General features: G+C 62.9%; 24 protein-coding genes. 5 read left to right on the top strand and 19 right to left on the bottom strand.

From position 1 onward, the window contains the following. Positions 1 to 5: 5 nt before the first annotated feature. The 3 genes from AB4Y31_RS27535 (at position 6) to AB4Y31_RS27525 (ending at position 3,278) form a co-directional block, all read left to right on the top strand. Positions 6 to 371, top strand: coding sequence for a DUF485 domain-containing protein (locus AB4Y31_RS27535; protein ID WP_368676784.1), 366 nt, complete (start codon positions 6 to 8; stop codon positions 369 to 371). Further along, the gene (locus AB4Y31_RS27530; protein WP_368676783.1) at positions 368 to 2,038 is read left to right on the top strand and encodes a cation acetate symporter; all 1,671 of its coding nucleotides are present in this window, start codon (positions 368 to 370) and stop codon (positions 2,036 to 2,038) included. The genes AB4Y31_RS27535 and AB4Y31_RS27530 overlap by 4 nt, the downstream gene beginning before the upstream one ends. Before the next feature lie 133 nt (positions 2,039 to 2,171). Beyond that, the gene (locus tag AB4Y31_RS27525) at positions 2,172 to 3,278 is read left to right on the top strand and encodes an alkene reductase (protein WP_368676782.1); all 1,107 of its coding nucleotides are present in this window, start codon (positions 2,172 to 2,174) and stop codon (positions 3,276 to 3,278) included. A 141-nt stretch (positions 3,279 to 3,419) separates the two neighbouring features. Here AB4Y31_RS27525 and AB4Y31_RS27520 read toward each other — a convergent pair whose 3' ends face one another. Together AB4Y31_RS27520 and AB4Y31_RS27515 are read right to left on the bottom strand one after the other, a co-directional pair. Continuing rightward, positions 3,420 to 3,764: a c-type cytochrome gene (locus AB4Y31_RS27520; RefSeq protein ID WP_368676781.1), complete on the bottom strand. Its 345-nt coding sequence runs from the start codon at positions 3,762 to 3,764 to the stop codon at positions 3,420 to 3,422. 9 nt (positions 3,765 to 3,773) lie between these two features. After that, the gene (locus tag AB4Y31_RS27515; RefSeq protein WP_368676780.1) at positions 3,774 to 5,360 is read right to left on the bottom strand and encodes a pyrroloquinoline quinone-dependent dehydrogenase; all 1,587 of its coding nucleotides are present in this window, start codon (positions 5,358 to 5,360) and stop codon (positions 3,774 to 3,776) included. Positions 5,361 to 5,513: 153 nt separating this feature from the next. Here AB4Y31_RS27515 and pqqA point away from each other — a divergent pair, with 153 nt between their 5' ends. Both pqqA and AB4Y31_RS27505 read left to right on the top strand, forming a co-directional pair. Beyond that, entirely contained in the window at positions 5,514 to 5,750 is a 237-nt protein-coding gene (gene pqqA, locus AB4Y31_RS27510; protein ID WP_368676779.1) for a pyrroloquinoline quinone precursor peptide PqqA, read from the top strand. Positions 5,751 to 6,121: 371 nt separating this feature from the next. Continuing rightward, positions 6,122 to 6,916, top strand: coding sequence for a LuxR family transcriptional regulator (locus AB4Y31_RS27505; protein ID WP_018439650.1), 795 nt, complete (start codon positions 6,122 to 6,124; stop codon positions 6,914 to 6,916). Here the strand turns inward: AB4Y31_RS27505 and AB4Y31_RS27500 are convergent. The 17 genes from AB4Y31_RS27500 to AB4Y31_RS27420 are packed head-to-tail and all read right to left on the bottom strand — an operon-like array spanning position 6,871 to position 24,772. After that, a complete protein-coding gene (locus tag AB4Y31_RS27500) occupies positions 6,871 to 8,241 on the bottom strand; it encodes a diaminobutyrate--2-oxoglutarate transaminase family protein (protein WP_368676778.1) in 1,371 nt (456 codons plus the stop codon). The genes AB4Y31_RS27505 and AB4Y31_RS27500 overlap by 46 nt on opposite strands. Before the next feature lie 24 nt (positions 8,242 to 8,265). Continuing rightward, positions 8,266 to 9,726 (bottom strand): FAD-binding oxidoreductase, encoded by a 1,461-nt coding sequence (locus AB4Y31_RS27495; protein WP_368676777.1) that lies wholly within the window; start codon positions 9,724 to 9,726, stop codon positions 8,266 to 8,268. Position 9,727: 1 nt separating this feature from the next. Next, a complete protein-coding gene (locus tag AB4Y31_RS27490; RefSeq protein WP_368676776.1) occupies positions 9,728 to 10,276 on the bottom strand; it encodes a permease in 549 nt (182 codons plus the stop codon). Between the two features lie 13 nt (positions 10,277 to 10,289). After that, positions 10,290 to 11,372 carry an ABC transporter permease gene (locus AB4Y31_RS27485; protein ID WP_368676775.1) on the bottom strand — a complete coding sequence of 361 codons (1,083 nt, stop codon included), beginning with the start codon at positions 11,370 to 11,372 and terminating at the stop codon, positions 10,290 to 10,292. Then, the gene (locus tag AB4Y31_RS27480) at positions 11,365 to 12,366 is read right to left on the bottom strand and encodes an ATP-binding cassette domain-containing protein (RefSeq protein ID WP_018439655.1); all 1,002 of its coding nucleotides are present in this window, start codon (positions 12,364 to 12,366) and stop codon (positions 11,365 to 11,367) included. The genes AB4Y31_RS27485 and AB4Y31_RS27480 overlap by 8 nt, the downstream gene beginning before the upstream one ends. 5 nt (positions 12,367 to 12,371) lie before the next feature. Beyond that, positions 12,372 to 13,463: a TauD/TfdA family dioxygenase gene (locus AB4Y31_RS27475; protein ID WP_368676774.1), complete on the bottom strand. Its 1,092-nt coding sequence runs from the start codon at positions 13,461 to 13,463 to the stop codon at positions 12,372 to 12,374. Then, a complete protein-coding gene (locus AB4Y31_RS27470) occupies positions 13,460 to 14,122 on the bottom strand; it encodes a class I SAM-dependent methyltransferase (protein ID WP_368676773.1) in 663 nt (220 codons plus the stop codon). The genes AB4Y31_RS27475 and AB4Y31_RS27470 overlap by 4 nt, the downstream gene beginning before the upstream one ends. A 22-nt stretch (positions 14,123 to 14,144) precedes the next feature. After that, positions 14,145 to 15,332, bottom strand: coding sequence for a citrate/2-methylcitrate synthase (locus AB4Y31_RS27465; protein WP_368676772.1), 1,188 nt, complete (start codon positions 15,330 to 15,332; stop codon positions 14,145 to 14,147). Then, positions 15,329 to 17,221, bottom strand: coding sequence for an acyl-CoA dehydrogenase (locus AB4Y31_RS27460; RefSeq protein ID WP_368676771.1), 1,893 nt, complete (start codon positions 17,219 to 17,221; stop codon positions 15,329 to 15,331). Before AB4Y31_RS27460 ends, AB4Y31_RS27465 begins: the two co-directional genes overlap by 4 nt. Positions 17,222 to 17,236: 15 nt before the next feature. Beyond that, positions 17,237 to 18,247 (bottom strand): 3-oxoacyl-ACP synthase, encoded by a 1,011-nt coding sequence (locus AB4Y31_RS27455; protein WP_368676770.1) that lies wholly within the window; start codon positions 18,245 to 18,247, stop codon positions 17,237 to 17,239. Continuing rightward, a complete protein-coding gene (locus AB4Y31_RS27450; protein WP_368676769.1) occupies positions 18,247 to 19,851 on the bottom strand; it encodes an acyl-CoA ligase (AMP-forming), exosortase A system-associated in 1,605 nt (534 codons plus the stop codon). The genes AB4Y31_RS27455 and AB4Y31_RS27450 overlap by 1 nt, the downstream gene beginning before the upstream one ends. A gap of 10 nt (positions 19,852 to 19,861) precedes the next feature. Continuing rightward, entirely contained in the window at positions 19,862 to 21,061 is a 1,200-nt protein-coding gene (locus tag AB4Y31_RS27445) for a PLP-dependent decarboxylase (protein WP_368676819.1), read from the bottom strand. Next, on the bottom strand, positions 21,051 to 22,034 hold the full coding sequence (locus AB4Y31_RS27440) for a 3-oxoacyl-ACP synthase (RefSeq protein WP_368676768.1): 984 nt from the start codon (positions 22,032 to 22,034) through the stop codon (positions 21,051 to 21,053). The genes AB4Y31_RS27445 and AB4Y31_RS27440 overlap by 11 nt, the downstream gene beginning before the upstream one ends. 4 nt (positions 22,035 to 22,038) lie before the next feature. Further along, on the bottom strand, positions 22,039 to 23,022 hold the full coding sequence (locus tag AB4Y31_RS27435; RefSeq protein ID WP_368676818.1) for a ferritin-like domain-containing protein: 984 nt from the start codon (positions 23,020 to 23,022) through the stop codon (positions 22,039 to 22,041). Then, complete coding sequence (locus AB4Y31_RS27430) at positions 23,003 to 23,599, bottom strand: hypothetical protein (RefSeq protein ID WP_368676767.1); 597 nt, start codon at positions 23,597 to 23,599, stop codon at positions 23,003 to 23,005. Before AB4Y31_RS27430 ends, AB4Y31_RS27435 begins: the two co-directional genes overlap by 20 nt. Continuing rightward, a complete protein-coding gene (locus AB4Y31_RS27425; RefSeq protein ID WP_368676766.1) occupies positions 23,596 to 24,477 on the bottom strand; it encodes a hypothetical protein in 882 nt (293 codons plus the stop codon). Before AB4Y31_RS27425 ends, AB4Y31_RS27430 begins: the two co-directional genes overlap by 4 nt. A gap of 46 nt (positions 24,478 to 24,523) precedes the next feature. Beyond that, complete coding sequence (locus AB4Y31_RS27420) at positions 24,524 to 24,772, bottom strand: acyl carrier protein (RefSeq protein WP_018439667.1); 249 nt, start codon at positions 24,770 to 24,772, stop codon at positions 24,524 to 24,526. Positions 24,773 to 24,821 lie beyond the last annotated feature (49 nt).

Raw genomic sequence — 24,821 nt, 5'->3', positions numbered from 1 at the left:
GAAAGATGACAGACATTGCAGCAGCATGTTCGGGCGGCTCCCGATCGGCAAGCCCCGAGGCCAAACCGGTAATGGCGCTGCCCATGCTCGGTGACGTACGGTTTCACAACTTCGTCAGGAGGCGGCGGGTTTTTTCGTACGCCTTGGCCTCAGCCATGCTCGTGGCCTATTTCGCGTTCATTCTGTTGATCGCCTATGCCCCAGGCGCCCTCGGCACCCGGATCGTCACTGGCCATCCCACTACATGGGGCATCCCTATAGGCCTCGGAATGCTCGCTTTCACATTTGCACTGGTCGCCATTTACGTGCATCGCGCCAATACCGTCTACGACGTCATGCTGGCCGATATCCGTTGCGAGGAGCAATCATGACGCGCCACAAGATCCTGACGTTGCTGGCCGTGTTTCCCGCCGCCGGCGCATGGGGCGCTCCCCCTGCTGCAACCGGGGCAGCGCCAAACGTGTTGCATCATGCCCATAGCCCCCTTGCCATCGCCATGTTTCTCGCGTTCGTGGCTGCCACGTTGTTCATCACCCGGTGGGCTGCGCGGAAAAACCACGGAGTCGCGGACCACTATGCAGCCGGAGGAAAGATCACCGGCGCGCAGAACGGTTGGGCCATCGCCGGCGACTATATGTCCGCCGCATCGCTGTTGGGCATCTCCTCGCTCGTGTTTTCCAACGGCTACGACGGCCTGATTTATTCGATCGGCTTTCTCGCGAGCTGGCCGATCATCCTTGCCTTGATCGCGGAACCGTTGCGCAATCTGGGTCGCTTCACCTTCGCCGACGTCGTGTCTTACCGGCTACGGCAGCGGCCTGTGCGAACCTTCTCGGCGATCAGCTCGCTCGTGATCGTGCTGCTCTATCTCGTATCGCAAATGGTCGGCGCCGGCAAACTCGTTGAGCTGCTTTTCGGGGTTCAGTATCTTCCGGCCGTTATCGGCGTTGGCGTGCTAATGGTCGTCTACGTGTTCTTCGGCGGCATGCTCGCAACGACGTGGATTCAGATCATCAAGGCCGTGCTGCTGCTCTCCGGCTGCGCGTTCATGGCCTTTATGGTACTGCGTCATTTCGCATTCAATCCCGATGCGCTTTTCGCGGCGGCGGTACAGATTCATGCGCGTCACGATGCGATCATGCGACCGGGAGGGCTCGTTCATGATCCAGTCTCCGCGGTGTCGCTCGGCCTTGCGCTCATTTTCGGTACGGCCGGCCTGCCACACATCCTCATGCGCTTTTTTACAGTCGCCGACGTTAAGCAGGCCCGCAAGAGCATCCTGCATGCGACAGGAATCGTCGGCTGCGGCTACGCGCTCATCGTCGTCATCGGATTCGGCACCATCGCGCTCGTTGCGTCGGACCCGGCCTATCACAACCCCGACGGCACACTAATGGGCGGCGTCAACATGGTTGCGATACACCTTGCCCATGCTGTGGGCGGGAACTTCTTTCTTGGGTTCATCTGCGCGGTCACGTTCTCTACGATTCTGGCCGTGGTCTCCGGATTGACACTTGCCGGCGCGTCAGCAGTGTCTCATGACCTGTACGCCAATGCGCTGCGCGAGGGTCGGGCGACCGACCGCGAGGAACTGATGGTCTCTCGTGCCACGACGGTTGTGTTGGGTATTCTGGCGACGCTACTCACGATCGCGTTCGAAAAGCAGTACATCGCATTCATCGTCAGCCTGGTCTTTTCGATAGCCGCAAGTTCGACGTTTCCCGTGCTTCTCCTGTCGATCTACTGGCGCGGCCTCACGACTCGCGGTGCGGTGGTGGGCGGAATGCTCGGTCTCCTGACAGCGGTCGTTCTGACCGTTCTAAGCCCTACGGTCTGGGTCCAGGTTCTGCACCATTCCCATGCCATCTATCCGTATGAGTACCCGGCGCTGTTCTCGATGATCGTCGCCTTTGCCGGCATTTGGCTCTTTTCAGTGACGGACCGATCGCAAGCTGCAAAGCGCGAGCGAGCGCTGTTCCTGGAGCAACTCGTCAAGTGCGAGACGGGCGTTAGAGCGTCAATAGCAACAAACCAATGACGTGGCACTACTCTGCCGAAGGCTGTCTCGCTCTTCGCTAAGGCGTTCGGGGCCCGACTCATGCTCCCGATGCTACCGCTGAAAGGCAGGTCGCCTTCTCCACCGTGTTTGCATGACAAAGCTAGGAGGTTGTATGCCGCAACTGTTTGACGCGCTGGATCTGGGCTCGCTAAGGTTACCCAATCGCATTGCGCTCGCCCCGCTGACGCGCTGCCGCGCGCAGGACGGTGACGTTCCGCATCCCATCAGCGTGAAGTACTACTCGCAGCGCGCTTCAGCGGGGCTGCTCATCACCGAAGCGACTAACGTTTCGCCTCGATCCTGTGCCTTTGAAAAAGCGCCGGGTATTTACAGCCAGGACCAAGTCAGCGGCTGGAAGCCGATTGCCGACGGGGTGCATGCGGCGGGCGGCCACATCTTCCTGCAACTCTGGCATTGCGGCCGAGTCGGCGCCGACGCCATTCTGAATGGCGAGCCCCCGTTGTCGCCATCGGGCGTCAACGACGATCTCGATGCGCTTCAGGTGTGGGCACAGCTTGCCAATGGCAGGTACGCACGAATCGCCGCTACCCCGTCACGCGAAATGACCGTCGCCGAGATCGAAGCCACGATCGAGGAATACCGTGTCGGCGCAGTCAACGCGATCCGCGCGGGGCTCGATGGCGTCGAGATTCATGCCGCCAACGGCTATCTCCCTCATCAATTTCTATCACCAACGATCAACCGCCGTCAGGACGAATACGGCGGCAGCTTGCAAAAGCGGCTGATGTTCCTACGCCGCGTAACCGAAGCCATAACCGGTGCGGTGGGAGCCCACCGTGTCGGAGTGCGCCTCTCCCCCACCGCGGCTTACAACAACACCCGCGATCCCGATCCAGTCAGCACTTTCTCAGCCGTGGCCAAAATGCTCGACGAGTTCGGCGTCGCCTACATCCACATTGCCGATACCAACGCCTGGGCCGGCGCACCTGATATGCAAAAGTTGCTCGAGATCATTAAGCCGCGCTTTCGTGGAACGCTGATTGGTAACGGCGGCATCACACCTTCGGCCGCGATGGACCATGTGCAGAGCGGACGCCTCGACGCCATCGCCTTCGGGCGGACGTTTCTGGCCAATCCCGATTTGCCCGAACGCATCCAGCGCGGGGGGCCGTTCAACGAGCCCCGTCCCGTCGGCTGGTATGCCGGCGACGAGGAGGGTTACACGGACTATCCCAGTCTGTCCGATGTTCTCGTCTGAAAAGGCAAGCGATCGTCGTTTGCGATCACGTTTGAATCTGCCACGGTGCGCGGTCTTTGAGCCGCGCTCCATTCGATCGGCCAGACAGCATTTCGTCGTCGCGCGTGGCAACGTGGGTGCAAGTCGCTCGCAATTTCCGCATCAAAGCGCTAGCACGTATGCCGCGACGTCGCGAACGTCCTGGTCACTCAACGGCCCAGGACTGAACTTCGGCATGGCTGCTCGTGGGTTGGTCAGCTGCTTCACAACGTCCTGAGCCGATAGTCGATTGCTCAACCCTTTTAAAGACGGGCCGATGCCGCCACCGCCGCCGGCGCCGTGGCAAACGATGCAGTAGTGATTGAACAGGTGCTTTCCCCTTGCGGGGTCACCTGCGGTCGCCGCCACAGGCGACGCATCGGCCGTTGTGCTGCTCGCCTCTGCCGCAACGAGCAGAGGCGTACAAGTGGCAGCTACCGCTATAACCAGAGCGATCAGGTTTTTCATTGCGAGCCCTTACAACCCCCAGATGACTACGCTAGGGACTCCATCGCCACCGAAGGTCAAACGTGACACGTTGCCGGTTAGGGTGGCAACAAATTGTTTGCCGTTCGAAGAGTAGGTAATGATTCCGCCACCCAGCGCGCCATCGACCTTTTTCGACCACAACAAAGCACCGCTGGAGGAATCGAGCGCCAGGAAGTTGCCGGCGGTGTCGCCCGAGAAGGTAATTCCGCCCGCTGTGGGCGTCACGGCTGCGACCACCGGCGCTTCCGTGTGGTATTTCCATTTGACTGTGCCCGATTCCGCATCGACGGCAGTGATCCAGCCGCTTGCCGACTTTTCGTTGCTCAGGTCCGCACCGTAGCGCAACTGCCCCCGCTCGTAGTTTGGCCCGGTCACCTTGTGGATGCTGCACCAGTCAACGGCTCCGACGACGATCTGGTGGTTGTTCGCGTCATAGGCAGGGCCGTTCCACTCGGATCCCCCAAGGAAGCCAGGACAAGCTCGAGTCCCACCTTTCGTTGGTTTCGGACCGCCCTTGAACTGAGTCGTGACAGCGGTCTTGAACATCAGCTTGTGAGACACACGGTCAACGGCATAGAGGTATCCGTCCTTGCCTGCCACGGCGACAGCATCCTTGATACCCTTGGTGAGGTAGAGCATGGCCGGAGCACTCAGGTCATAGTCCCACGGGTCGTTCTTGTCTGTCTGGTACCACCACTTGAGCTTCCCAGTTCGAGCGTCGAGCACGACCAGAGAGTCGGTAAACAAGTTGTCGCCCGGACGGGTGTCGGGGAGCGAATCCTGAGCGGGATTTCCAACGGTGACGAAAAGCTCGCCATCTCGAATGTCCAGCGTGTACGAGCTCCAGGTGCCGCCACCGCCTATTGTTGCTGAGCCAGGTCTTTTCCAGGTATCCGCACCGATCTCGGTGCCGCGCGGAATTGTATTGAAGCGCCATAATTCCCGGCCTGTCGCTGCGTCATACGCCATGATCCGGCCGCGCATGCCCCAATCGCTTCCAGCAATCCCCATATATACGACGCCACCCCAAGCGATCGGCGCGGCGGACGCGAATTCGCCATATGACGTATCCGCGATCACCTCATCCCAGAGCACCTTTCCCGTCTTGGCATCCATGCTGACGAGATGGCCATCAGGCGTACCGCGGAAGATCGCACCGTTCATGTAAGCCACGCCCCGGTTGACCGGAAATGGCATGTACGCGGTCGCCTCATGGGTCGTCTTCCACAGCAACTTACAACCGCTCGGGTCAATGGCAAAGGTATCAAGGGCGGTTGTCACGAACATTGACCCGTCGGCAACAACCGGCCCCGCCTGAAGGGACCCGCCATCGGACAGTGGAAGGCGACAGATCTCCTTCAGTCCCGATACGTTCTTTGCATTGATCTCCTTTAGTGGAGAAAACCGCTGGCCTGAGTAATCGTTGTTGTAAGTGAGCCAGACAGAGCCAGCACCGCCAGGAACTTCGCCCGGCCCAGCGGCCGCGAATGCCGAGCAGGGGGCCGCCGCAGTTACCGCAGCAGCAACAGCAATTCGAGTCATGACAGGTAGTCGCTTCGCTTTCATGGTCTCCATCCCGATCTTCAGATGCCAGGCAAGCACCAAACATAGTGTCCGCTGCTGCTCATCGCCTCATGAGCTTATCGGACGATAACTTATCGATCGCTCAACAGTCAACAATCCGACGGCTAATCGAGCCTCGGTACAAATACCTATCTTTGTTTATCGATGGATCACTTGACAGGGATCCGGCCGGCCACCAAAAATGATTGTTCGATAACTTTGTTGCCGATCACGGCCACCCAGCTTTCACCGAATGCCCTTTTCCCAAAGGGCCGCCGCCGGCATAGGGCCGGTCGCAACTTCCCCAACCCCACTCAGGAGAGCAACATGCATTGGACCAAGCCACACTATGAGGATCTTCGGTTCGGCTTCGAGATCACGATGTACATTTCAACGCGTTGACCCGACGTGACTGGCGGCGCGCGTGAGTGTGCCGCCGGCAGGGTGGAACGAGCACTCACAAGCTCCGCCAAATCGACCCACGCACTCCTTGCCTCGTTTAATCTCGCCGGTGCCTTGGGCCGGCACCGTTCACTTCTCTGGCAGTTTCCCTTCTTCTTGTCGTCCTGCGAGTGGCTTGCGCAGAGGTGACCCGCATCCTCGTGACCCGTTCGGTGTAATTCGTTAGTTATAAATTTGCAAGCTCTTCGAAATGGACTGCTTCAAATGCTAGTTCCGCCATTTCATCTTCTAAATTGTGTCACATGCCGCCCTCAAAATCGCTGGCTCCACTGACAAGATCGCTACCCGACTCAGTGCTCACGAGGTACACCATGTGCGAGCTGGAAGATGCCTACTCTCTGCTCCAGTGCGAAACGTTGGACGCACTCACTCATGCAGCAGACAAGGTCGCATCATCAATGGGCTTCATGCGTTTCCTTTTTGGCCTGCGAATCGACGTCGCGAGCCCGGCGATGCCGCCCGTCAAGATGATTGGTACATTTCCCGAAGGCTGGCTGCAGACCTACGCCGCACGGGGATACGCGGCGATCGACCCGACGGTCCAGCATGCGTACGCATCGAACCTGCCGCTCGTCTGGGGACCGGGTGTATTCACTACGCCCGAGCAGGTCCAGTTCGCCGAGGAAGCGGCGAAATGGGGCTTGACGGCCGGATTCAGCGCGCCGGTTCGAGGCAAGGACAACGACCTCAGCTTGCTTAGCCTTGTCGTGGACGACGATTCGGACAAGCCGCTGCAACTGCGAGTCGACCAACTCGCAAATGGACAACTGCTCGCATGCTTCATCCATGAAGCCATGACGAGAGTACTCAACGCGAAAGGGGCCGAAGCAGACGCAGTTCAGGAGCCGGCATTGGAGACGGAGGCGGCAACGCAGGCGGCCGACGCGCCCGCGCCGGCTCAAGAGTCGATCGCTTTGAGCCGGCGCGAGCTCGACTGCCTTACTTGGAGCGCGGCCGGCAAGACGAGTTGGGAGATCGGCAGAATCCTTTCGATCTCAGAGCGAACCGTGAACTTCCATATCGCCAAAGCGGCGCGCAAACTCGGTACCTACAGCCGCCGTCACGCGATCAGCCGCGCCATGGCACTCGGCCTGCTCTCGCCGTAAGCCAGCTCGTCGAGGCCCGCGGCGACGATGGCGAGCGCTTCATCGATTTCGGCGAGGGTGACAGTCAGCGGTGGTAGTAAGCGCAGCACGGCACCGTGGCGGCCGCCCGTTTCAACGATCAGTCCATGCGCGAAGCAGTAGCGCTTCAAATCGCGAGCCAGGCGGCCGGCACCCGGCAGTGCACCCAATGCGTCGGCCTTTTGCGTCTCGTCGACGAGTTCGATGCCCCACATCAGGCCACGGCCGCGCACGTCGCCAACGGCCGTATGCCGCTTCGCCAATTCGGAAAGGCGCTCACCGAGGTAGTCACCCTTCGCGCGGGCGGCCTCGACGAGCCCCTCCTCTTCGATCACATCGAGGCACGCGGCACCCGCCACCATCGCGATCTGATTTCCGCGGAAAGTGCCCGCGTGCGCGCCCGGCTGCCAAACGTCATAGCGGTCGTCATAGACGACGAGCGAAAGCGGAAACCCTCCCCCGATCGCTTTCGACAATACAATGGCGTCGGGCTCGATTCCGGCTTGCTCGAATGCGAACATCGACCCAGTACGGCCGATTCCAGCCTGCACTTCATCGATTACCAGCGGAATATTGAGGCGATGCGTCAAAGCACGTAGCCCGCGCAGCCAGTCGAGCGGGGCCGGAATCACCCCCCCTTCGCCCTGAACCGCTTCGACCACCACACAGGCCGGCTTCCGAATGCCGCTCTCCGGATCCGAGAGCATCCGTTCGATATAGTGCAGCGACGCCGTCGCCGTCTGCGTCCCGCCGAGCCCGAAAGGACAGCGATACGAATAGGGATAGGGCATGAAGTGCACTTCTGGCATCAACGCTGCAACCTTCTCCTTCGCGCCGAGGCTGCCCGTCAGCGCAAGGGCGCCGGCCGTCATACCGTGATAGGCGCCGTGAAATGCGATCACCGAATGCCGGCCGGTAGCGGTCTTGAACAGCTTGACGGCCGCCTCTATCGCATCGGCGCCTGTCGGCCCGCAAAACTGCACGCGCGCACGGCCGCTGAACGAGCGCGGGAGTATGTCGAAGAGGCGCTCGAGAAAGCGGTGCTTCGCCGGCGTCGTGATATCCAGCACCTGCATCACATGACCGCTATCGAGGAAGCGCTTGACGCGATCGATCACGACGGGGTGATTGTGGCCTGTCGCAAGCGTCCCGGCGCACGAAAGAAAGTCGAGGTAGCGACGACCGGCTGTATCGAAGACAGCGGTGCCGTTGCCGCGCTCGATTACAGCGTCGAACGTATTCGCATAGGTGCGCGCGCTCGACTCGCGTTCGCGGACGAACTCATAGACGGCATCGGCATCGTGCATGATGTGGTTCCCCTCTTATCGGTCTCATGGATCGGTATGGAGCGACCTCTCGGGCGCGCCCGATTCGGCGGCGTCATAGCCGCATCGGCCCAACACGCGCTCCGGGTCGAATATCCGTTGCAGTTGCGCTGCCACGCGTCGCTGCGGCTCGCGCGTCGCAGTGCGGTAAAACGCGAAGTTGGCTGGCCCTACGCCATGCTCCGCCGAAAAGCTGCCTCGATGTGCCTCGACGATCCGGTACACGCCCGTTCGCATGAGCGCAACCTTGGCCGGGGTGTACAGGTCCCGGGCGTCATGCGGCACGAGGGCGACAAGATGCACGCCGCCGTCGCCGAAGTGCCCGAATACGTGCGCGGCGACAAGCGGATGGGCGTGACGAAGCCATTCGGCGACAGCGGCGAGGAAAGGTGCAACGTCCGTTCGCGAGAATGCGACGTCGAACGAAATCGGTGTGCCCAGCGTTGCCAACGCGAGCGGGACGGAGTCACGTATGCGCCAGAACAGCGAGATCGTCTCGAGCGAGGTATCGAGCGCCGCATTCGCGACGAGCCCGCGTCGCGACAACTCCTCCAGTACCGTTGCACCTCGCTCTGCGAAGACGGTGTCCAGGCCGGCCATCGCCGTTGCGACCTCGATGAGCGCGAACGAGCGGCCCGCATCGACCGGCAACGGCGCTCTCAGAGCGGGAAATGCGGACAGCGTGGCCGCGAGGGTGTCCGACGCAATCACTTCGAATGCGGCAAGCAGGTCGCCGAATGCGTCTTCGATCGCTGCAACCGTCGCCTGCGCGCCTTCAAAGCTGTCGAACGCGACGAAGAACGCCGCCGACGATCGCTCGCGCCTCGCCAACTCGAGCGACACCGCCGTCACGATGCCGAGCGCGCCGCCGGCACCGATGAAGCACTGCTTCACGTCGAAACCCGTATTGTTCTTTCGGAGCGGCGCGAGCGCGTCGATACGCGTGCCGTATCTGTCGGCCAGCACCACCTCGAGCCCCAGCACGTGACGACGAACGTCGCCGTATTTCATGAGGCGGCTTCCGCCGGCGTTAGTCGCGACGAGCCCACCCACGCTCGGATCGCAGCCGATATCAATCGGAAACATCAGCCCCCGATCGGCCAGCAATCGATCGAGCGACGACATGCGCAAGCCTGCCTCGACAGTGATGCTTCGATTGCCGGCATCGAAGGCGATCACCTTGTCGAGCCGCTCGAGCGACAGCACGCATTGCATGCCGGTGCCATCGGGCACCGCGGCCCCGACCAGCCCGGTGCGTGCGCCCTGTGCAATCAGCTTGACGCGGTGCTCGTGCGCGAGGCGCGCGATCTCGACCACGTCGTCGCGATGCGCAGGCAGAAGCACGCAAGCGGCACGGCCCGAGTATTGCATTGCATCGCGCTCGTAAGGCGCACCGTTCTCGCCCGACGCGATCGTCGTCGCACGAGCAGCCCGGCCGACCGCCTCACGAAAAGCATCGAGTTGCATGTCAGTTCGCCGCCGTGGCCAGCACGCGCTTTTTCAGCATGCCGCGCGCGATAACGAGGGCAACGATCGGCAGCACGCCGCCGATCACCGCGCTATGGCGCATCAATACGGCCAAGGCCAGCGCGGCGGCCGTGATGACGATCATGACCATGCACATCGTTCTGGCCTTCGCCGGATCGACCTGCACGTCGCCGAAGAACTGCTGCGGCGCGACGATCATTCCGGCGATGCCGACGACCAGCACGCAGATGAGCACGGACGCGGCACCGAGTTCCTCGCCCCAGGTTCGGCTCGCGTCGGAAGAGATGAGCGAGAGAACGCCGCCCACCACTAGATACAGATCGACGCCCAGCGCAATGCCGTGCTTCACCTGGCCACGCAGCAGCCAGATCGCGTGGCCGATCGCGAGGGCCCCTCCGATCACATAGGCGGTATCCCATCGGGCCCCGCCCTCACCCGGTCCGAGGCGCGCATAAAGCAGAAACACGATCGCCGGCAGGAACATCGCTGCATTGCGCAAGTAGGCTCGGGTCCAGTTCGACGGGTTCATCGGCAAAGCTCCTTCAGTCGTAATACCAGCGAAAGGCCAGTGTGGCGGTGGTCAGAAAAATCAGCGTCCAGCCGAGCATCGCGGCAAGCGGCCATGCCATCTGGGCGTAACTCGCGTTGTCGATGAAGATGCCGCGCAGCGCGACGACGAACTGGTTCGTGGGAAGCAGACGCAGTGCCGCGCGCAACCAGTCGGGCGCGGCAGCGAGCGGGATCGTCAAATCGCTGAAGAAGAGCAGCGGATAGTAAGTGACGTTGCACCACAGCTCCACTTCGGATAGCGAGCGCGCCCGGCTTGCGAGCAATGTGCCGAAGCTCAACAACATGGCGGCGCCGAGGAGGATGACGGGGATTGCGCGCGCCGCCTGGCCCGTCCAAATCGGCAGATGCAACTTAAAGCCGTACGTGGCGACGAGCAGCAGCGTCGCCGCCGAAGCCAGCATCAGCAGGATTCGCGAGGCGATCAACGAGGCAAGGAAGACCAGGCGAGACACCGGAAAGCAGACGTACATCTTGAACGTATTGCGCTCGCGCAACGCCGCAATCGTCGTCGCCGTCGAAATGACGCCGATCGACATGAACGCCATGACGAGAATGCCGGTCGCAAAGAATTTGCCGTAATCAATCGGCGACTTCGCTCGGGCGTCGTTCTCGAAGTGGACCACATTGCCCGCCGGCATGCCCGCCGACTCGGCGACGCAACGCACCAGCGCGATCTCAATGATCCGCGATGCCGCCTTTGCCGCAGTAGGACCGTTGAAATCGTAGCTGATGCGGACCGGTTCGCCTCGTTGTGAAGGCCAGGTTATGCGAACCACGTCGTCGCCATTCGCCTCAGGCGCAACCGTGCTCGCCTGGACCGGATCACCCGATGCGAAGGCCTTGTCGATCGCCGGCCCGCACGCCTTCGCCAGCGTGCCCGACAGATTGCCGTCGAATACGAGCTTCACCGAGCCGAGCGAATTCGAACGTCCGAACGCGAGCAACATGACGGTCAGCAGCAGGATCGGGAACACGAACGACCAAAAGAGCCCGGCCTTGCTGCGCAACTGGCCGCGCAGCTCGTTGCGAGTAAGGATCATGAATACCTTAAGCATCGAGGTCTCCCTGCGTGCATGCACGCAAAAGATCGCCGTCGTCCGTCGGCGCGAACTCGAAGCGACTGACACCGGCCTCCTCCATCAGTGTGCGGAGCGTACGATCGAGGCCCGCGGTGCCGAACGCGCAAATGCGCCGCGGCTCGGGCTCCGTGACGTGCAGGACCGACGCGTCGACCGAGAGAATGGAACGGGCGCCGCGCACTTGCTCGTCACTATCGAGCTGAATGAACGCCCGGAACTCTCCGACCAGTTCATGCTTCAGCGCGGCTTTGAGGCCTCGATACCGGATGCCGCCGCCATGAACCCAGAGCAGATCGTCGACGGCCTCCAACTCCTCACCCGCGTGGCAGATCATCACGATCGTCGTGCCGGCCAACGGCCCACGCAAGAGGTCGAGCACGCTGCGCGTGACCGTGCGATCGAGCCCGGTGAACGGCTCGTCGAGCACGGCGAGCTCCGGCCGGTGCGCCAACGCGACGAAAAGATCGAGCCTTTGCCGCTGGCCCTTGGAAAGACCGCGATAGGGCTTCTCCATCAACTCCCCGATCGCAAGCGCGTCTTCGACGATCGGATCCTGTCGACGATAGAGCGCGCGATGAACGTCGAGAATCTCGCGTACGCGCGCGCTGTCCGTATATTCGACGCGCTGCAACTGAGCGCCCAACCGCCTCAATTGCCGCGGCTCACGCATGAACTGTGCGGCCGGCGCGCCGAGAATTCGCGCGTTCGTCACCTCGGCTCGTCGAAAGCCGAACAGCGCCTCCAGCAACGTGCTCTTGCCGGAGCCGTTCGGGCCGACGATGGCCGTCACAACGCCTGAACGAAAGCCGATATTCGACGCGGAAAAGGCGAACGTTCCCGCTCGCACCTCGAGGCGGTCGGCCGAAATCGCACACGCCGCCGCACCCGGAAGCGAATCGATACGCGCGACGGATGATGTCCCGCCGGGTAGCGGCGCAGCGGAACGGGTTTCACTCGTGATGGTGCTCATCGTCGTCAGTCCAATAGCGCCACTTGAATGTCGCGCGCACCTTCGAACGGATTACGGCCGTGCGCCACGAGAATGTTGTCGATCAACAGCACGTCGCCGCGTCGCCAGGCGAACGCGGTCTCTTCGGCATCCATCGCGTCGTAGACCGGGTCGAGATCGGCGGCCTGCATCGGTGTGCCATCGCCATAACGAATTTCGTAGGGAAGCGCGGCGCGCGACTTGTAGGCAAGCTGCAGATAGCGAAACGACAGCTCGCCCATCGAGCGCGGATTCACATGCTGCGCGCTGGCCTGGTTGAACCATACCTCTTCGCCCGTGACAGGGTGAACGACGGTGGCGCGCCCCACGTGCGAAACGGTCACGCTGCCGTCAGCGAGCCATTCGCAGGCGAGCCGAGTCTCACGGCAAAGCGCCTCGACGCGCTCCCGATCGTCGGTCATGAATGCGTCGCTCCAACAACGGTGATACTCGGCGAACGGCGCCGAGGCGGGAGCCTGCGGCGCGTTCCCCGGACCGGCGAAGTTGCGGCGATACATCACGCCTTTCTCGCGAAAGCGCTTGAGCGCCTGACCGGCCGCGAGACGTCGCGTGACCGCGCGCATATCGGCGAGGGGCGTTTCGCCTCCCGCCTCGGGCGGCCGGTTGCAATAGAACGCGAGAAGACGCGGATAGTCGGGCATGTACGCTTTTTCCTGATGCAGACCGATCTTGAACGGCGCGGGCATGCGCGTCGATTCGTACACGGCGCCGTCGATCGACTTGCGCGGCGCCGCACCCGCGATGTAACCGAAAGCATGCGGCGGGTAAAGCTCCGTGAGCCGCCGGAACGATGCGGTATCCGGCACGGCGAAGCCACGAAGCAGCACCCCGCCGTACTCGTGCAACAGCGTATCGATGAGTTTCGCTCTTTGCGCGAACCAGGCGAACGCCGCTGCTCGATCCTCGGCCAGCGCGGGCATGCGCGGCGAGATAACGAGCGGCAGCGTGCTGCATGCCGATGCGAACGAGCAGCGGACCGTCCCGTCGCTGAGGCGGGTTTCGGCGAACTCCGCGCGGGCATCGTTGTACACGGTCGAGACGGGCATCATGTCCCTCATGCGCAAACGGGCTTCTTGAGCAGGATCTCGAAACCCATCGCGCCAAGCCCGGCGTTCGGGCTGAATACGGTCGAGAACGCGTCGAGCCCTGCCTCGGCAACGAGCGCACGAGCCTCGTCGAGCGTCACCTTCTCTTCGAGGTGCGTCGGGGGATAGTTGGCTTCCGCACGCATCCGCGTAAAGCGATCGAGCAGCGCCTGCGGCGCATCGCGGCGCATATCGTGCACGAGAGCGATGCCGCCCGGACGCAGGACCCGGAACATTTCTTTCAGGCTCAATGCCTTGTCGGGCAGATGGTGCAGCGTTGCGCGGCTCACAGCCATTGCGAGTGCGCCGTCTTCGAACGGCAAGGCCAGCGCATCGCCGACCTTGAGCTCGATGCGCGACGAGAGCCCGAGTGCCTCGATGCGCGGCACGCCTTCCTCGAGCATCGCCGGGTCCAGGTCGACGCCGATGAAGCTCCAGTCGGCAAGCGCCGGATCGGCGGCGAGGCGCACCGGCACAACCGCGGTCGCCGTGCCGATGTCCGCGAGCGCGCCAGGCGGGATCTCTCGCGCCAGTTGCCGGATTCGCGCAACGAAAAGCATGTCCCACGGCTCCAGCGTTTCAGTTGCGAAGCGGTCGTAATCGTTCGCGGGGCGAAGGTTTTTCAGCAGCATCGGAGTCCCTTTGGAAAGCGTTTTACAACCAACCGACCGGCACCGCGGCCAGCAACTTGCGTGCAGTGGCGCTCGTCACGCCGAACGCTGGACGGCTGCGGCGCTCGACGGCATGCGCCGCCATCGCCGCGATCCGCGCGCACAGTCCGACGCCGACTCCCCAGCGGGGCTCGTCGATGCCGAGATCGAGCAGCGCCGCGGCGGTGACGAAATCGATGTTGGGTTTGAGGCCCTTGCGGTGCGCGGCGTGGTCGCAGGCCGCATCGAACATCCGCACGAAACGGCCTTCGAAGCCCCATTCGCGAAAGAACGCGCGCACGTGCGGCGGACGCGGATCCGCCTCGAACAGCGGATGGCCGAACCCCGACAATAAGGCGCCCTTGCCGTCGAGCGTGCGATCCACCGCTTGCAGCACGGCAGCCATATCGCTGGCCTGCCGATCGGCGGACGCTCCGTCAACGGCCGATGCGATCGATCTCATCCATTGCATCGCCGCGCGTGCCGCCCCCACGTGATTCGGACCGCTAGACATGAAGCCCGCGGCGATCGCTTGCGCGAGCGTGACGCCCGTGCCGATCGCGCAGCGCGGCACGAGCACGGTCGGCGTGATGTACCCGAAACCGCCATGCCACGCCACGAGCAGGGCGTTCATGACGCGTTCCGCCACCTCGTCCGGAATGTCCGCGCGACCGTCAGCGCGTGCGGCACGCAGCACGCGCATCGCGTGGCTCCGGCTCCCTTCGTCCGTGGAAGGCGCATTCAACGCCGCGCGCATCAGATAAGGCGCACCCGCGACACAGGCGAGCAGCGTATCGAAGTCGTCGTCCCAATCGCCGCGCGCGTCGTGTGCGACCTGCGCTTGTATGTGATCGACGTCGCGCATGAACCCCGCGGCGGCCGCGAAAATCGTCTCCACGCCCGCCCGTGCAGCTCCTGCCGCCGCGTCGACCGATGCATTGCCGCCCGCGAATGCCGCGCCATAGCGCGCAAGGCGTTGCCTCACAGCATTGCTCTCGCCGCTCGACGGCATGCGGTCGAACCATATATGCCAGAGCGCATCCTCGAACGAAATCCCACCGATCAGCTCGTTGAGATTTCGACCACGAACCCAGAGCCCTTCGGGAGAAAGCGTCGCACCGTCGATGTCGGTCCCGCGGTAGCGGGTCGGCGGACGGCCGAGCAGGTTGCCGGGAGGATTCGGCTCGCTCATTCGGCCTCCGCAAGTTCTTCCGGCGTTGCCATGCAGGCGGCCGACGACATCCTGTCGAGCACATCCGCTTGATGCTCGACGAGCGGCAGGACGTTTTCGAAGAAATAGGCGGCGCTCTTGATCTTGCCGCGATAGAACGCGCTTTCAGCGAGGTCGCTCTTGACGTCGTCTTCGCGCAATCGCCGGTCGGCGATGCAGGCTGACTCTAGAAGCACCCAACCCGAGCCGACGAGCCCGAACATCTCGAGAAACCGTGTATAGAACTGGCTGCTCGCGCGCATTTCCCCGCCCTGCACCGTCTGCGCAATGCGCTCCAGTCCACGCTCGAGCGCATCGGCGGCCGCACGCAGGGCGACGAACCAGCGATCGAAACTGTCATGAGCGTTTGCCGCTTGACGATCGAGGCACGCATCGAGTTCCTCGCGGAAATAACGCATCAGCACGGAGTTCCGGCCGAACCCGAGCTTGTCGCGCACCAGATCCTGCGCCTGGATATAGTTCGCGCCTTCCCATATCGAGAGGATTTTCACATCGCGCGCGTTCTGCTCCACGGGGCTTGCGTCGGTGTAACCGATGCCCCCGTGGACCTGGATCGCGGTCTCGCAGATGCGCCATGCCTGGTCGGAGATGAACGCCTTGCAGATCGGCGTCAGCAATTGCTGGAGCTTGCGGTTGCGCTCGATCGCCGTCGTATCAGCGCCCGGGGCCGCCTCGAGAATCGCAGCCTGCGTCGCAGCCGACGCGAGCTTGCCGAGCAGGCCCCGGCAACCCTCGACGCGCACCTTCATGTCGAGCAGCATCCGCTGCACGTCCGCATGCTCGATGATGCGTACGCGGGGCGCGCTCGTATCGGAAGCGGCCTCGATCGGCCGGCCCTGGAAACGGCGCCTTGCGTAGGCGACCGAATGCAGGTAAGCGCTCGAAGCCACACCGACGCCGAACATGCCCGTGCTCATGCGCGCCTGATTCATGAGCGGCACCAGTTGCAACAAGCCGACATTCTTTCGATTGCCGAGCAGATAGGCACGCGTGACGCCGCTTCGGCCAAACACGAGATGCGTATTCGCGCACCCCTTCAAGCCCATCTTGCGCGGCAGACCGATGCATTCGACGTGATTCGGTTCGAGCTCGCCGGTCGTCTCGTTCTCCCAGAACCGCGGTACCACCAGGCACGACAGTGAGAACGAATCGGGGGTCGCGGTGTCCACTCGGGCGAGCACGAAGTACAGCGTATTGCCGGTCAACTCGTGCATGCCGGCCGAAATGTAGATCTTTTCACCGGTCACGGCGTAGACGTCGCCGCCGATCGGCGCGGCGCTCGTCGTCACCGCCGTCAGGTCGCTACCGGCCTGCGGCTCGGTAGCGCAAAAGCACGCATCCCATTCGTAAGTCGAGAGCCTGTCGACGAAACGCTTTTGTGCCGGCGTTCCGTGCATTTGCAAAAGCTTCGTGGCGGGGCGCGTAAAGCCGCCATAGGTCATGAACGACGGGTTCGCGCCCATGAACATCTCGAGGATCACTTGCGTCAGGATCGGCGGCACGTCGATGTTAGCGTGGGCAGCGTTCCCATCGCTTGCCTGCTCTCCCGCAGCGGCGCGCTTGTTGCCGAAGACCGCGACCCACTCGGCGCGAAAGCGGGTCCAAAGCGCATGGAAATCCGATGGGATCGCGACTTCGCCATTCGCGCCGAGCGTGCACCCCTCGATATCGCTCGAGCGGTAGCTCTTGCCCAGTTCGAGCGCGAAGTCGCGCGCGCGTTCGAGCAACGTGTCATAGTAGGCGCGATCGCGCCCGCTGTATGGCGCTGCTGACAAAAAGCGGCGCTCGACGTCGTTGAGCTCCCAGAGAAAGAATCGCAATTCACGCAGGCTGACCTTGTATGCAGTCATTTCATATCCCCGGTGTCAATGAAGCGGTACGGGCGCTCGCCCTTTAAGTTCGACAACGAGCGCTCCCGCCATGCCCGCGATCGCAGCGTCACAGAGCAGCGTGACCCGCGACTCGCCGGGCGCGAGCATCGTCTGTATGCGGTGAAGCGTCGAAAGCGTGTCCGCTGATGACAAATGCACACCGTCATCGCGAGCGAAGACTCGCTGTGCGTCGATACCGAGCTCGTCGGCGATCGCAGCCCTGAATCGCGCGCCGAAGCCGGCCGGCGCAAAACAGTCGAGTTGCGAGACTCGCAGATCGGCCTGTTGGAGCGCATCGGCCGAGACCTCGACCGCCAATGCGACCAACTTTCGCTCGAGCTCGCGCGGATCGAGGTCCCACGGCGCATCTATCGCATCGCCGTAGACGAGCGCGCTGCCGAGCACGCACGTGCCGCCGCGGGCGTGATCGCGGCGCATCAACAGCGCACCCGCCGCATCGCCATACGACACCAGATCGCCATAGGTCCGGAAAAACGGATAGAGCCACTTGTCCGCTGCCACGAAGAGAATCTGGCCTCCGCCCGCGAGAAGTCCGTCGGCAAGCGGCATGGCGGCATAGAGGCCGAGCGTGCCGCACTGTCCGAGCGCGAGCGGCAGCACATCTTTCAAACCCAGCTCGCACTGAACCCGGCCCGCGACGGATTCGACGATGCGCTCGTTGAGCGTGGACTGTGCCACCACGATGTGCGTCGTCTCGCGCAATACTTGGCGATCGACGCAATGTTCGAGCTCGCCGACGGCCGCGGACGCGAGATCCGACAGGCTTTGTCCGGCGGGTGCGATCGGCAGCGCCACCTTGCAAGTACGGGCGAGGCGCGCAGCCTCGTCCGCATCGATGCGACCGCGCCCGCGCGGTAGCACGAACTTCGCGCCGGGCGCGATCATGTGGGCATAACCGGTATTGCGCTCGTTGGCCTGGACGCCTGCAAACGCCTCGCGCGGCAGGTGGTGAACGGCGATCTGCTCGATCGTCAGCATCGACATCACTCCTCCACCACGGCACGCTGCGGCTCGGATTCGAACCGGTCGGCATGCTCGGCTTTTAGCAGGGGACGATCGATCTTCCCGTTGGGGTTGCGCGGCAGCGGTTCATCACGTACTTCGATGTGAAGCGGCACCATGTACGATGGCAGTTGCTCCCGGCATGCACGCACGATCGATTGCGCCGCGGTCTCGCGATTGCCGCTGGCGCATGCGCATACGACGATGCCCTGGCCCAGCGCAGGATGAGGGACGCCGAACGCGGCGGCTTCGATCACGTCGTCGCAGGTGAAGACGATGTCCTCGATTTCAGTCGGACTCACGCGATAGCCCGAGGTCTTGATCATGTCGTCGGCGCGTGCAACGAAATACAGGTAGCCGTCCTTATCACGGCGCACGATGTCGCCGGACCACACGGCCTTGTCCTCGAGCGGGATCTGCCGATGCGCATGCGGCAGCGGCCGAAAGCGCTGGGCCGTCAATTCGGGCTGATTCCAATAACCGAGCGTCACGAATGCACCGCGATGGACGAGCTCGCCCGGTTCGTCGTCGGCGCACGCGCTGCCGTCCGGTCTTAGCACGAGGATTTCGGCATTGGGCACCGCCTTGCCGATCGACGCCGGCCTCGCGGCCGCATCTTCGGGGGCAAGGTAAGTCGAGCGGAACGCCTCCGTCAGGCCGTACATCAAGTACGGCAGTGCGTTCGGATAGAGCCGCTGCAACCGCTGCAACAACGGCGTCGGCATGTGGCCCCCGGTATTCGCAAAGCGGCGAATCCGCGCACCGGTCTCGATCGGCCATTTCGCATCCGCAAGCTGCATCCATAGCGGGGGGACGCCCGTAATGGATGTGACTCCCACACGCTCGCAGTATTGCGGTACCTCGCCGGCCTTGAGGAAATCGAGCGGCGCATAGCAAGCGCCGGCGGCAATCGATGACGTGAGTTGACTCAGCCCTGCGTCGAAGCTTAGCGGCAGCACGCCGAGAATCACGTCGTCGCGGGAAAGTCGCTGGTATGCCGCAACGCTTTGCGCGCCCGCGACAAGGTTGCGCTGCGACAGCACCACCCCCTTTGGTTTCCCCGTCGAGCCGGACGTGTAGAGCAGCGCAGCCGGATCCGAATCGACGACGGCAACATCGGGCACATGAAATGTCGAGCGGGCGGCAACCGACGAATCTTCGATGGAAAGCGCGTCGAGCCGCTCGACGACCCAGCATGCGATGCTGTCCCCTACATCGGGCAGCCGGCGAAGACGCGGCTCGGTCGTCAGCAATAACTTGGCGCCGCTGTCGTCGAGGATGTATCGGACTTGATGCTCCTTCAATTGCGGATTGATCGGCACGATAATCGCGCCTGCAAGATTGGCCGCGAGCATCGTCACGACGGCTTCGTATCGCTTGGGTGCGTAGGTTGCAACGCGATCGCCTCGCCCGATGCCTGCCGTACGCAAGCCCGCCGCCGCTCTGCGTACGTCGGCGAGCAACTGCGTGTAGTCGACGCGTCGACTTTCGTCGGCTATCGCCATGCCGTGCGGAACGTGCGCGGCCGCCGCCTCGAGCAGATCGAAAAGGCGGATGTGAGCATTCGTCGAATGGGAGTCGTTCATGATCGCTCCATCAGGCCTGGCGGATGTAAACCTTCGCTGGTCTCAACGAAAGGAAGCCGCTGACGGTATAGGAATGGTTGTAGGCGCCGCATTGCTCGAACAGCACGAAGTCGCCGGGCTGGGGCGGCCGCCTGTCGGCGGAAAGACGTCCGATCACGTCAGCGCGATTGCACGTGTTGCCAACGAGCGTAACGGCCCGCGCATCGGAGCTAGCGGCTGCATGCATGCCGTTGCACGGCACGACGATGGGCTGCTGCCACGCCTTCAGCACGGATTCCGTCCTCGCGAGCAGAAAGTTGTGGCTCATGCCGCCGTCGCAGACGGCAACGATACGATCCGGCCAATGCTTGACCGCGGTCACGCGCGTGACGAAGACACCTGCGTCGGCGAAGATGGCTCGCCCCGATTCATGCGCAATGCTGTAGCGTGCCGCAAGCGGTGACAGCCGCTCGCGGTAGCGACTGAACGCCTCTTCGCCGTGCCCCTTCTCCGAGAAGCCGCCGCCGACATTGAGGAACGTGATGGGCGCGTGCGCGATCTGCGCGAGTTGTTCCGCTGCGTGGGCGAGTGCAAATGCGAGATCCGGCGAGTCGGCTTCGTCTCCATGCGCATCGGAAACCCGAAAGCTGCCCGAGCCCGCAAATGCGTGAAGGCCGCTGATCGCAATGCCCGCCGCCTTGAAGAGCTCGGTGACGTGCACGGCTTCCGTCATCGTCATGCCGAAGTGATCGTGCCAGCCTTTCGGCGCGCGCTCACCGACGAGCGCGCCGGCGTTCATGCGCAGCATCACGTCCTGCTTCGGCTTGCCGGCGGCGAGCGCGATGAATCGCCGCGCCATGTCGGGGTTGTCGATGATGAAGTGACAGCGCGACGCGAGACCCGCGCGCATGAAGTCCTCGCTCATCGACGGGTTGTTGAGATACTTCGGCTGCTTGCCGCGCCCGACGACGATATCGAGCTCGCCCTGGCTCGCCAGCTCGATTCCGTCCTCGAACGCATGGCCGCAGCGGACGAACAGATCGGCGTTCGAATTGGCTTTCAGCGAGACGACGAGACGGGTGCCGAGCGCCTCGCGCAGCGCCGTATAGCGGGCCAGCACGATGCGAGGATCGAAGACGTAGCACGGCGTATCGAGTCCCGCGAGCCAGCGCAGGTCCGCATTGTCGGCGAGCCCCGCTTGCGGTGCGCATTCGATCGATTCATGATCCATCATCGGTTTCACCTGAGTGCGGGTGGAGGGTAACGGCGGCAAACGCTCCGGTGTTCGACTGCATCACGCCCATCACGTGCCGGCCGGCATCGAGCGCCGCGAAGCCCGCATCCGCCAAGTTGATCGCGAAGTCCGAGCAGCATGCGTGGCCGCGGCGAAAAATGTTGTCTTCGAAAAGCCGTTCAGCAGAGATGTTCATTGCGCGGCAAAGCGATCGCCAGCCGCGCAAATCGGCGTTGTGCGGCAAAATCTTCGCGAAGCCGTCGACCGGAACGCCGCTCATGTCGGAGGCCGCGGACATGATCTCGCGCGTGTATTGCCACTCCATGGCGATCATCTCGCGCTCGATGCCTGCCACCGCATCCGATCCCGGATGCCACTCCGCATAGTTGCGAATGGCGACCTCGCCGATCCGATTGCGCGCGCTGTCGCGCGTGATAAGCAGGCAGGCGGCGCCGTCGCATTGAATCCCCGACATCTGACGCAGCCGATAGTCCTCGCCGTAAACGCGATCGACAGAAACGATGAGCGCGGCGTTAGCCTGCGCATAGGCCGAGAAAAGCGCATCCACGGCGCGAATGCCGGCCGCGATGGACACGCAGTTCAGTTGGGCGACCGATGCGCTCCAAAGCGGCCTCATGCGGTGAGCCTTCGCAACCTCGTGCGGCAGACTGCGCGGCGCGGCGGGTACGCTGAACTGTTGCGTATGAACGTGTACCAGCAGGTCGACTTCCGAGGGGGCGAGCCCGGCCTCATCGATCAGTCGTCCGACGGCGCGCGTCGCGAGCTCGACTTCGCCGATCTCGGGGGCCACGTGAAAATAGCGGCAACCTGATTCGACGATGGCCTCGACGCGTTCACGCCGGTACGCATGACGAGTCGCCCATGCTTCGATATCGATGGGCTGACCCGGCAGCTCGTAAGCCGCCGCGTCGATGCCGAGCCAGTGACGGGAACGATCGACGGGCGTCATGGCATCACGCGTTCAACGACAACGGCATGACTTCATAGTCGATCACGTCGAGCTGCTCGAACGTGCGCCGCACGCGCGGCGTGAGCAAGCCCATCTCGCGGATCGTCGGAACGAGGCGCCTGAAGATCGAGCGCCGTATCGTGCTCGATACTTCCGAATCGCGCACCATCTGGGCGCACGCTTCCTTCGAGAAGCCCATCGGCTCCCAGATGTCGTCGGCGCAAAGGTGCTCGTACAGCACCGACGCGCCCTCGCTGACGAACTCTTCGCGCTCCTTGAGCTCGGTCGACGACATTTCGCTGTAGACGCGGCAAAGTGTGATCCTGCCCACCGCGAAGTGGCGCGACTCATCTCGCTGAATGCGGGAGAACAGGTCTTTGATGAACGGATCCGTGCTGTAGGCGACGACACTCTGGAAGATCGATAGCGCGATACCCTCCACGAGCACCTGCATGCCGAGATTCGTCATATCGAGATGAGTCGACGTGATCGTATCCTCGAGCAAGCCCTTGAGCGACTTGCTCATCGGATAGCTCGTACTGAACTTCTCGTTCACGAGCTTCGCATAGGCTTCGACGTGCCTTGCCTCGTCCATCATCTGCGTGGCTGCGCAAAGCCGCGCGGACAGCCCCTCCTCCGCCGATGCGAGTTTCGCTGCACAGATCAGCGCCGCCTGCTCGCCATGAAGGATTTGCGAGAGGAGCCAGGCCTGCGCATGGTGCCGAACTTCTCTGCGGCCCGCTGCATCGAGCTTGTCCCACAGTTGCGTGCCATAAATCAGCAACGTCGGGTCGGGCATGCCGAGCGGATTGTCCGCATCGAGCTCCGTGCTCCAGTCGACGTCTTTCGCAACGTCCCACTGCGCGGCCTTTGCCTTTTCGTAGAGATTGTTGAGTGCGAGCTCGCGCAACTCGTAATCGGTCGACATCAGCGCGTCGACGGGCATGGCCCATCGAATCTGTTCGATATCAGGCGTGTGTGCGTGCATCATGGTCTCCGGTGCCGGTGAAGACGCCGGCGTGGTCGTAGGATCGCGGAAGGTCGTCGGGGTCGGCAATGCGCTCGACGCGCACGAGCCGTACCGCGTGCCCGGCCCAGGAGCGCGTCAGCACCGCATCGGCGGCATCGAGCCAGCGCGCGTCGGGCGCGGCGCAGGCAAGCGTGTTGTCGCCGGGGTAATCGAGGTCGCGTCGGATGCGGTCGGTTATCGAAAGCGACGGTCCCGGTCCGGCCGCCGTCCAGAAGTTCATTTCATTGGCCAGCCCCGTCCCGAGCACCACGCGCGCATCGAGGAGATTCGCGGGCAGCGAATCGATGTACGGTGCTCGAAGCTGGATGAAGAGCCGTGCGTTGTCTCCGAGCGAGCGCCAGACAGCGTCGGCCAGCGCCGACAAAAAGCGAAAATACTGAGCGTGATCGAGCAGGACAGGCGCGTTTTCCTGAGGCTGATAAAGCGCGATGCGCGCGTAGTCCTCGGGCGTCGCTAGCGGCACGTTGTATGTCGATGCGGGCAGCAGCAATGCGCCGCTGCGCGGATCCGCCTCCAATCGGTAGTGCGCTTTCATCGCTCCATCTCCAGGCGGAACGTTGCGTCGGGCGCGAAGGTCATCTCGGCCATCGCGAAATACCCGTTTAGCGCAAGGGAGTTGACGATCGTGGAGCGGCACGACCCTGCGTCATGGAGCCTATGCAGCAGGACCGATATCCAGGGATCGCTGCCGAAGGAATGCCCGAACCGTTCGTAACCGTCAGGATGAATAGCCGCGCCCGTGAGCATGTTGACGAGCACTCGGCGCGACGCTTCGCGAAAAAACGGCACAGCGACAGGAACACCGGGACGCTCCGCGCTGAACGAGCGCAAGGCGCGTCCCATCTGCACCATCGCATTGGCTTGGGTCGCGGCACCCACCAGAACCGGCCATGTCTCACCCGGCTCCACGTCGACGACGATCGTGCAGATGCCGAAGCCCGAGTGGCCCCATTGCTCGTTGGACAACCAGTATGTAAAGCAGTGAATGTCGACATCGACGATCTGCAGAAGCAGCCGCCGGCGCCCGCTTGCCGCGGCCTTCTCGAGCAGATATCGAAAGACGAAGCCCCAGCCTGCGCACTCATAGCCGTGCGTCATCCAATCGACGCGTCGATGCATGCGCGATTCGATCGCGCCGATCAGCACGCGGCTCGTCTGCGATTCGTCCATCAACATTGGGGAGAGAATCGTCGAGCTGATCGCATAGTCAGAAATCGCAAGCCCCGGCTCGACGCACGCATGCGCCTCTTCGGCGATCCGTGCACCGAGCGCGGCAGCCGCATAGCTCAAGTCCTCGATGCCGCCCGCGCCGGGAGCGATGCGCCGGTACGCGAGCGCGCGCAGGGACAAGCGAGCCGTCGGCGTGCCGGCGGGCGCATGCATGTCTTGCTCGAGTGAGAGTGCGATGCTCATCCCTCGATCTCCCCGGCAAGCGGACGTGCAACGACGCGCGTCATGTTCAGGCGGCCTGATTCGAGCGCAGTTGCTCGTCGAGCTGCTCGAGCGTCGTGTATTGCGTGATGTTGAGCGCTTCCGGATCGATCGAACCGTAAAGCTGCTCGCAGAAGACGATCAGCTCGACGATGTTGAGCGAATCGATGCCCAGCTCGCCGATGCCGACGTTGGTCTCGACCGATTCGACGTTCAGAATCTTCGCGACTTCGCGTGCCAGGACAGCCAGTGCGTTTTCAGGCGTGGTGGTGCTCATTGCAATTTCCCCTTGAGGTAGATTGACTGCGCGTTTGCTATTGATTGGT

Origin of the sequence: Trinickia sp. EG282A, from assembly GCF_040965455.1 — a bacterium.
GTDB lineage: Bacteria > Pseudomonadota > Gammaproteobacteria > Burkholderiales > Burkholderiaceae > Trinickia > Trinickia symbiotica.
The sequence above is the reverse complement of the archived record's forward strand: the minus strand, read 5'-3'. Positions and strand labels throughout refer to the sequence as shown.

What these genes read in the sequence shown, in the direction of transcription:
- AB4Y31_RS27535 (WP_368676784.1), top strand. Translation starts at nt 6, where the DNA reads ATGACAGACATTGCAGCAGCATGTTCGGGCGGCTCCCGATCGGCAAGC.
- AB4Y31_RS27530 (WP_368676783.1), top strand. Translation starts at nt 368, where the DNA reads ATGACGCGCCACAAGATCCTGACGTTGCTGGCCGTGTTTCCCGCCGCC.
- AB4Y31_RS27525 (WP_368676782.1), top strand. Translation starts at nt 2,172, where the DNA reads ATGCCGCAACTGTTTGACGCGCTGGATCTGGGCTCGCTAAGGTTACCC.
- AB4Y31_RS27520 (WP_368676781.1), bottom strand. Translation starts at nt 3,764, where the DNA reads ATGAAAAACCTGATCGCTCTGGTTATAGCGGTAGCTGCCACTTGTACG.
- AB4Y31_RS27515 (WP_368676780.1), bottom strand. Translation starts at nt 5,360, where the DNA reads ATGGAGACCATGAAAGCGAAGCGACTACCTGTCATGACTCGAATTGCT.
- pqqA (WP_368676779.1), top strand. Translation starts at nt 5,514, where the DNA reads ATGGATCACTTGACAGGGATCCGGCCGGCCACCAAAAATGATTGTTCG.
- AB4Y31_RS27505 (WP_018439650.1), top strand. Translation starts at nt 6,122, where the DNA reads ATGTGCGAGCTGGAAGATGCCTACTCTCTGCTCCAGTGCGAAACGTTG.
- AB4Y31_RS27500 (WP_368676778.1), bottom strand. Translation starts at nt 8,241, where the DNA reads ATGCACGATGCCGATGCCGTCTATGAGTTCGTCCGCGAACGCGAGTCG.
- AB4Y31_RS27495 (WP_368676777.1), bottom strand. Translation starts at nt 9,726, where the DNA reads ATGCAACTCGATGCTTTTCGTGAGGCGGTCGGCCGGGCTGCTCGTGCG.
- AB4Y31_RS27490 (WP_368676776.1), bottom strand. Translation starts at nt 10,276, where the DNA reads ATGAACCCGTCGAACTGGACCCGAGCCTACTTGCGCAATGCAGCGATG.
- AB4Y31_RS27485 (WP_368676775.1), bottom strand. Translation starts at nt 11,372, where the DNA reads ATGCTTAAGGTATTCATGATCCTTACTCGCAACGAGCTGCGCGGCCAG.
- AB4Y31_RS27480 (WP_018439655.1), bottom strand. Translation starts at nt 12,366, where the DNA reads ATGAGCACCATCACGAGTGAAACCCGTTCCGCTGCGCCGCTACCCGGC.
- AB4Y31_RS27475 (WP_368676774.1), bottom strand. Translation starts at nt 13,463, where the DNA reads ATGAGGGACATGATGCCCGTCTCGACCGTGTACAACGATGCCCGCGCG.
- AB4Y31_RS27470 (WP_368676773.1), bottom strand. Translation starts at nt 14,122, where the DNA reads ATGCTGCTGAAAAACCTTCGCCCCGCGAACGATTACGACCGCTTCGCA.
- AB4Y31_RS27465 (WP_368676772.1), bottom strand. Translation starts at nt 15,332, where the DNA reads ATGAGCGAGCCGAATCCTCCCGGCAACCTGCTCGGCCGTCCGCCGACC.
- AB4Y31_RS27460 (WP_368676771.1), bottom strand. Translation starts at nt 17,221, where the DNA reads ATGACTGCATACAAGGTCAGCCTGCGTGAATTGCGATTCTTTCTCTGG.
- AB4Y31_RS27455 (WP_368676770.1), bottom strand. Translation starts at nt 18,247, where the DNA reads ATGTCGATGCTGACGATCGAGCAGATCGCCGTTCACCACCTGCCGCGC.
- AB4Y31_RS27450 (WP_368676769.1), bottom strand. Translation starts at nt 19,851, where the DNA reads ATGAACGACTCCCATTCGACGAATGCTCACATCCGCCTTTTCGATCTG.
- AB4Y31_RS27445 (WP_368676819.1), bottom strand. Translation starts at nt 21,061, where the DNA reads ATGGATCATGAATCGATCGAATGCGCACCGCAAGCGGGGCTCGCCGAC.
- AB4Y31_RS27440 (WP_368676768.1), bottom strand. Translation starts at nt 22,034, where the DNA reads ATGACGCCCGTCGATCGTTCCCGTCACTGGCTCGGCATCGACGCGGCG.
- AB4Y31_RS27435 (WP_368676818.1), bottom strand. Translation starts at nt 23,022, where the DNA reads ATGCACGCACACACGCCTGATATCGAACAGATTCGATGGGCCATGCCC.
- AB4Y31_RS27430 (WP_368676767.1), bottom strand. Translation starts at nt 23,599, where the DNA reads ATGAAAGCGCACTACCGATTGGAGGCGGATCCGCGCAGCGGCGCATTG.
- AB4Y31_RS27425 (WP_368676766.1), bottom strand. Translation starts at nt 24,477, where the DNA reads ATGAGCATCGCACTCTCACTCGAGCAAGACATGCATGCGCCCGCCGGC.
- AB4Y31_RS27420 (WP_018439667.1), bottom strand. Translation starts at nt 24,772, where the DNA reads ATGAGCACCACCACGCCTGAAAACGCACTGGCTGTCCTGGCACGCGAA.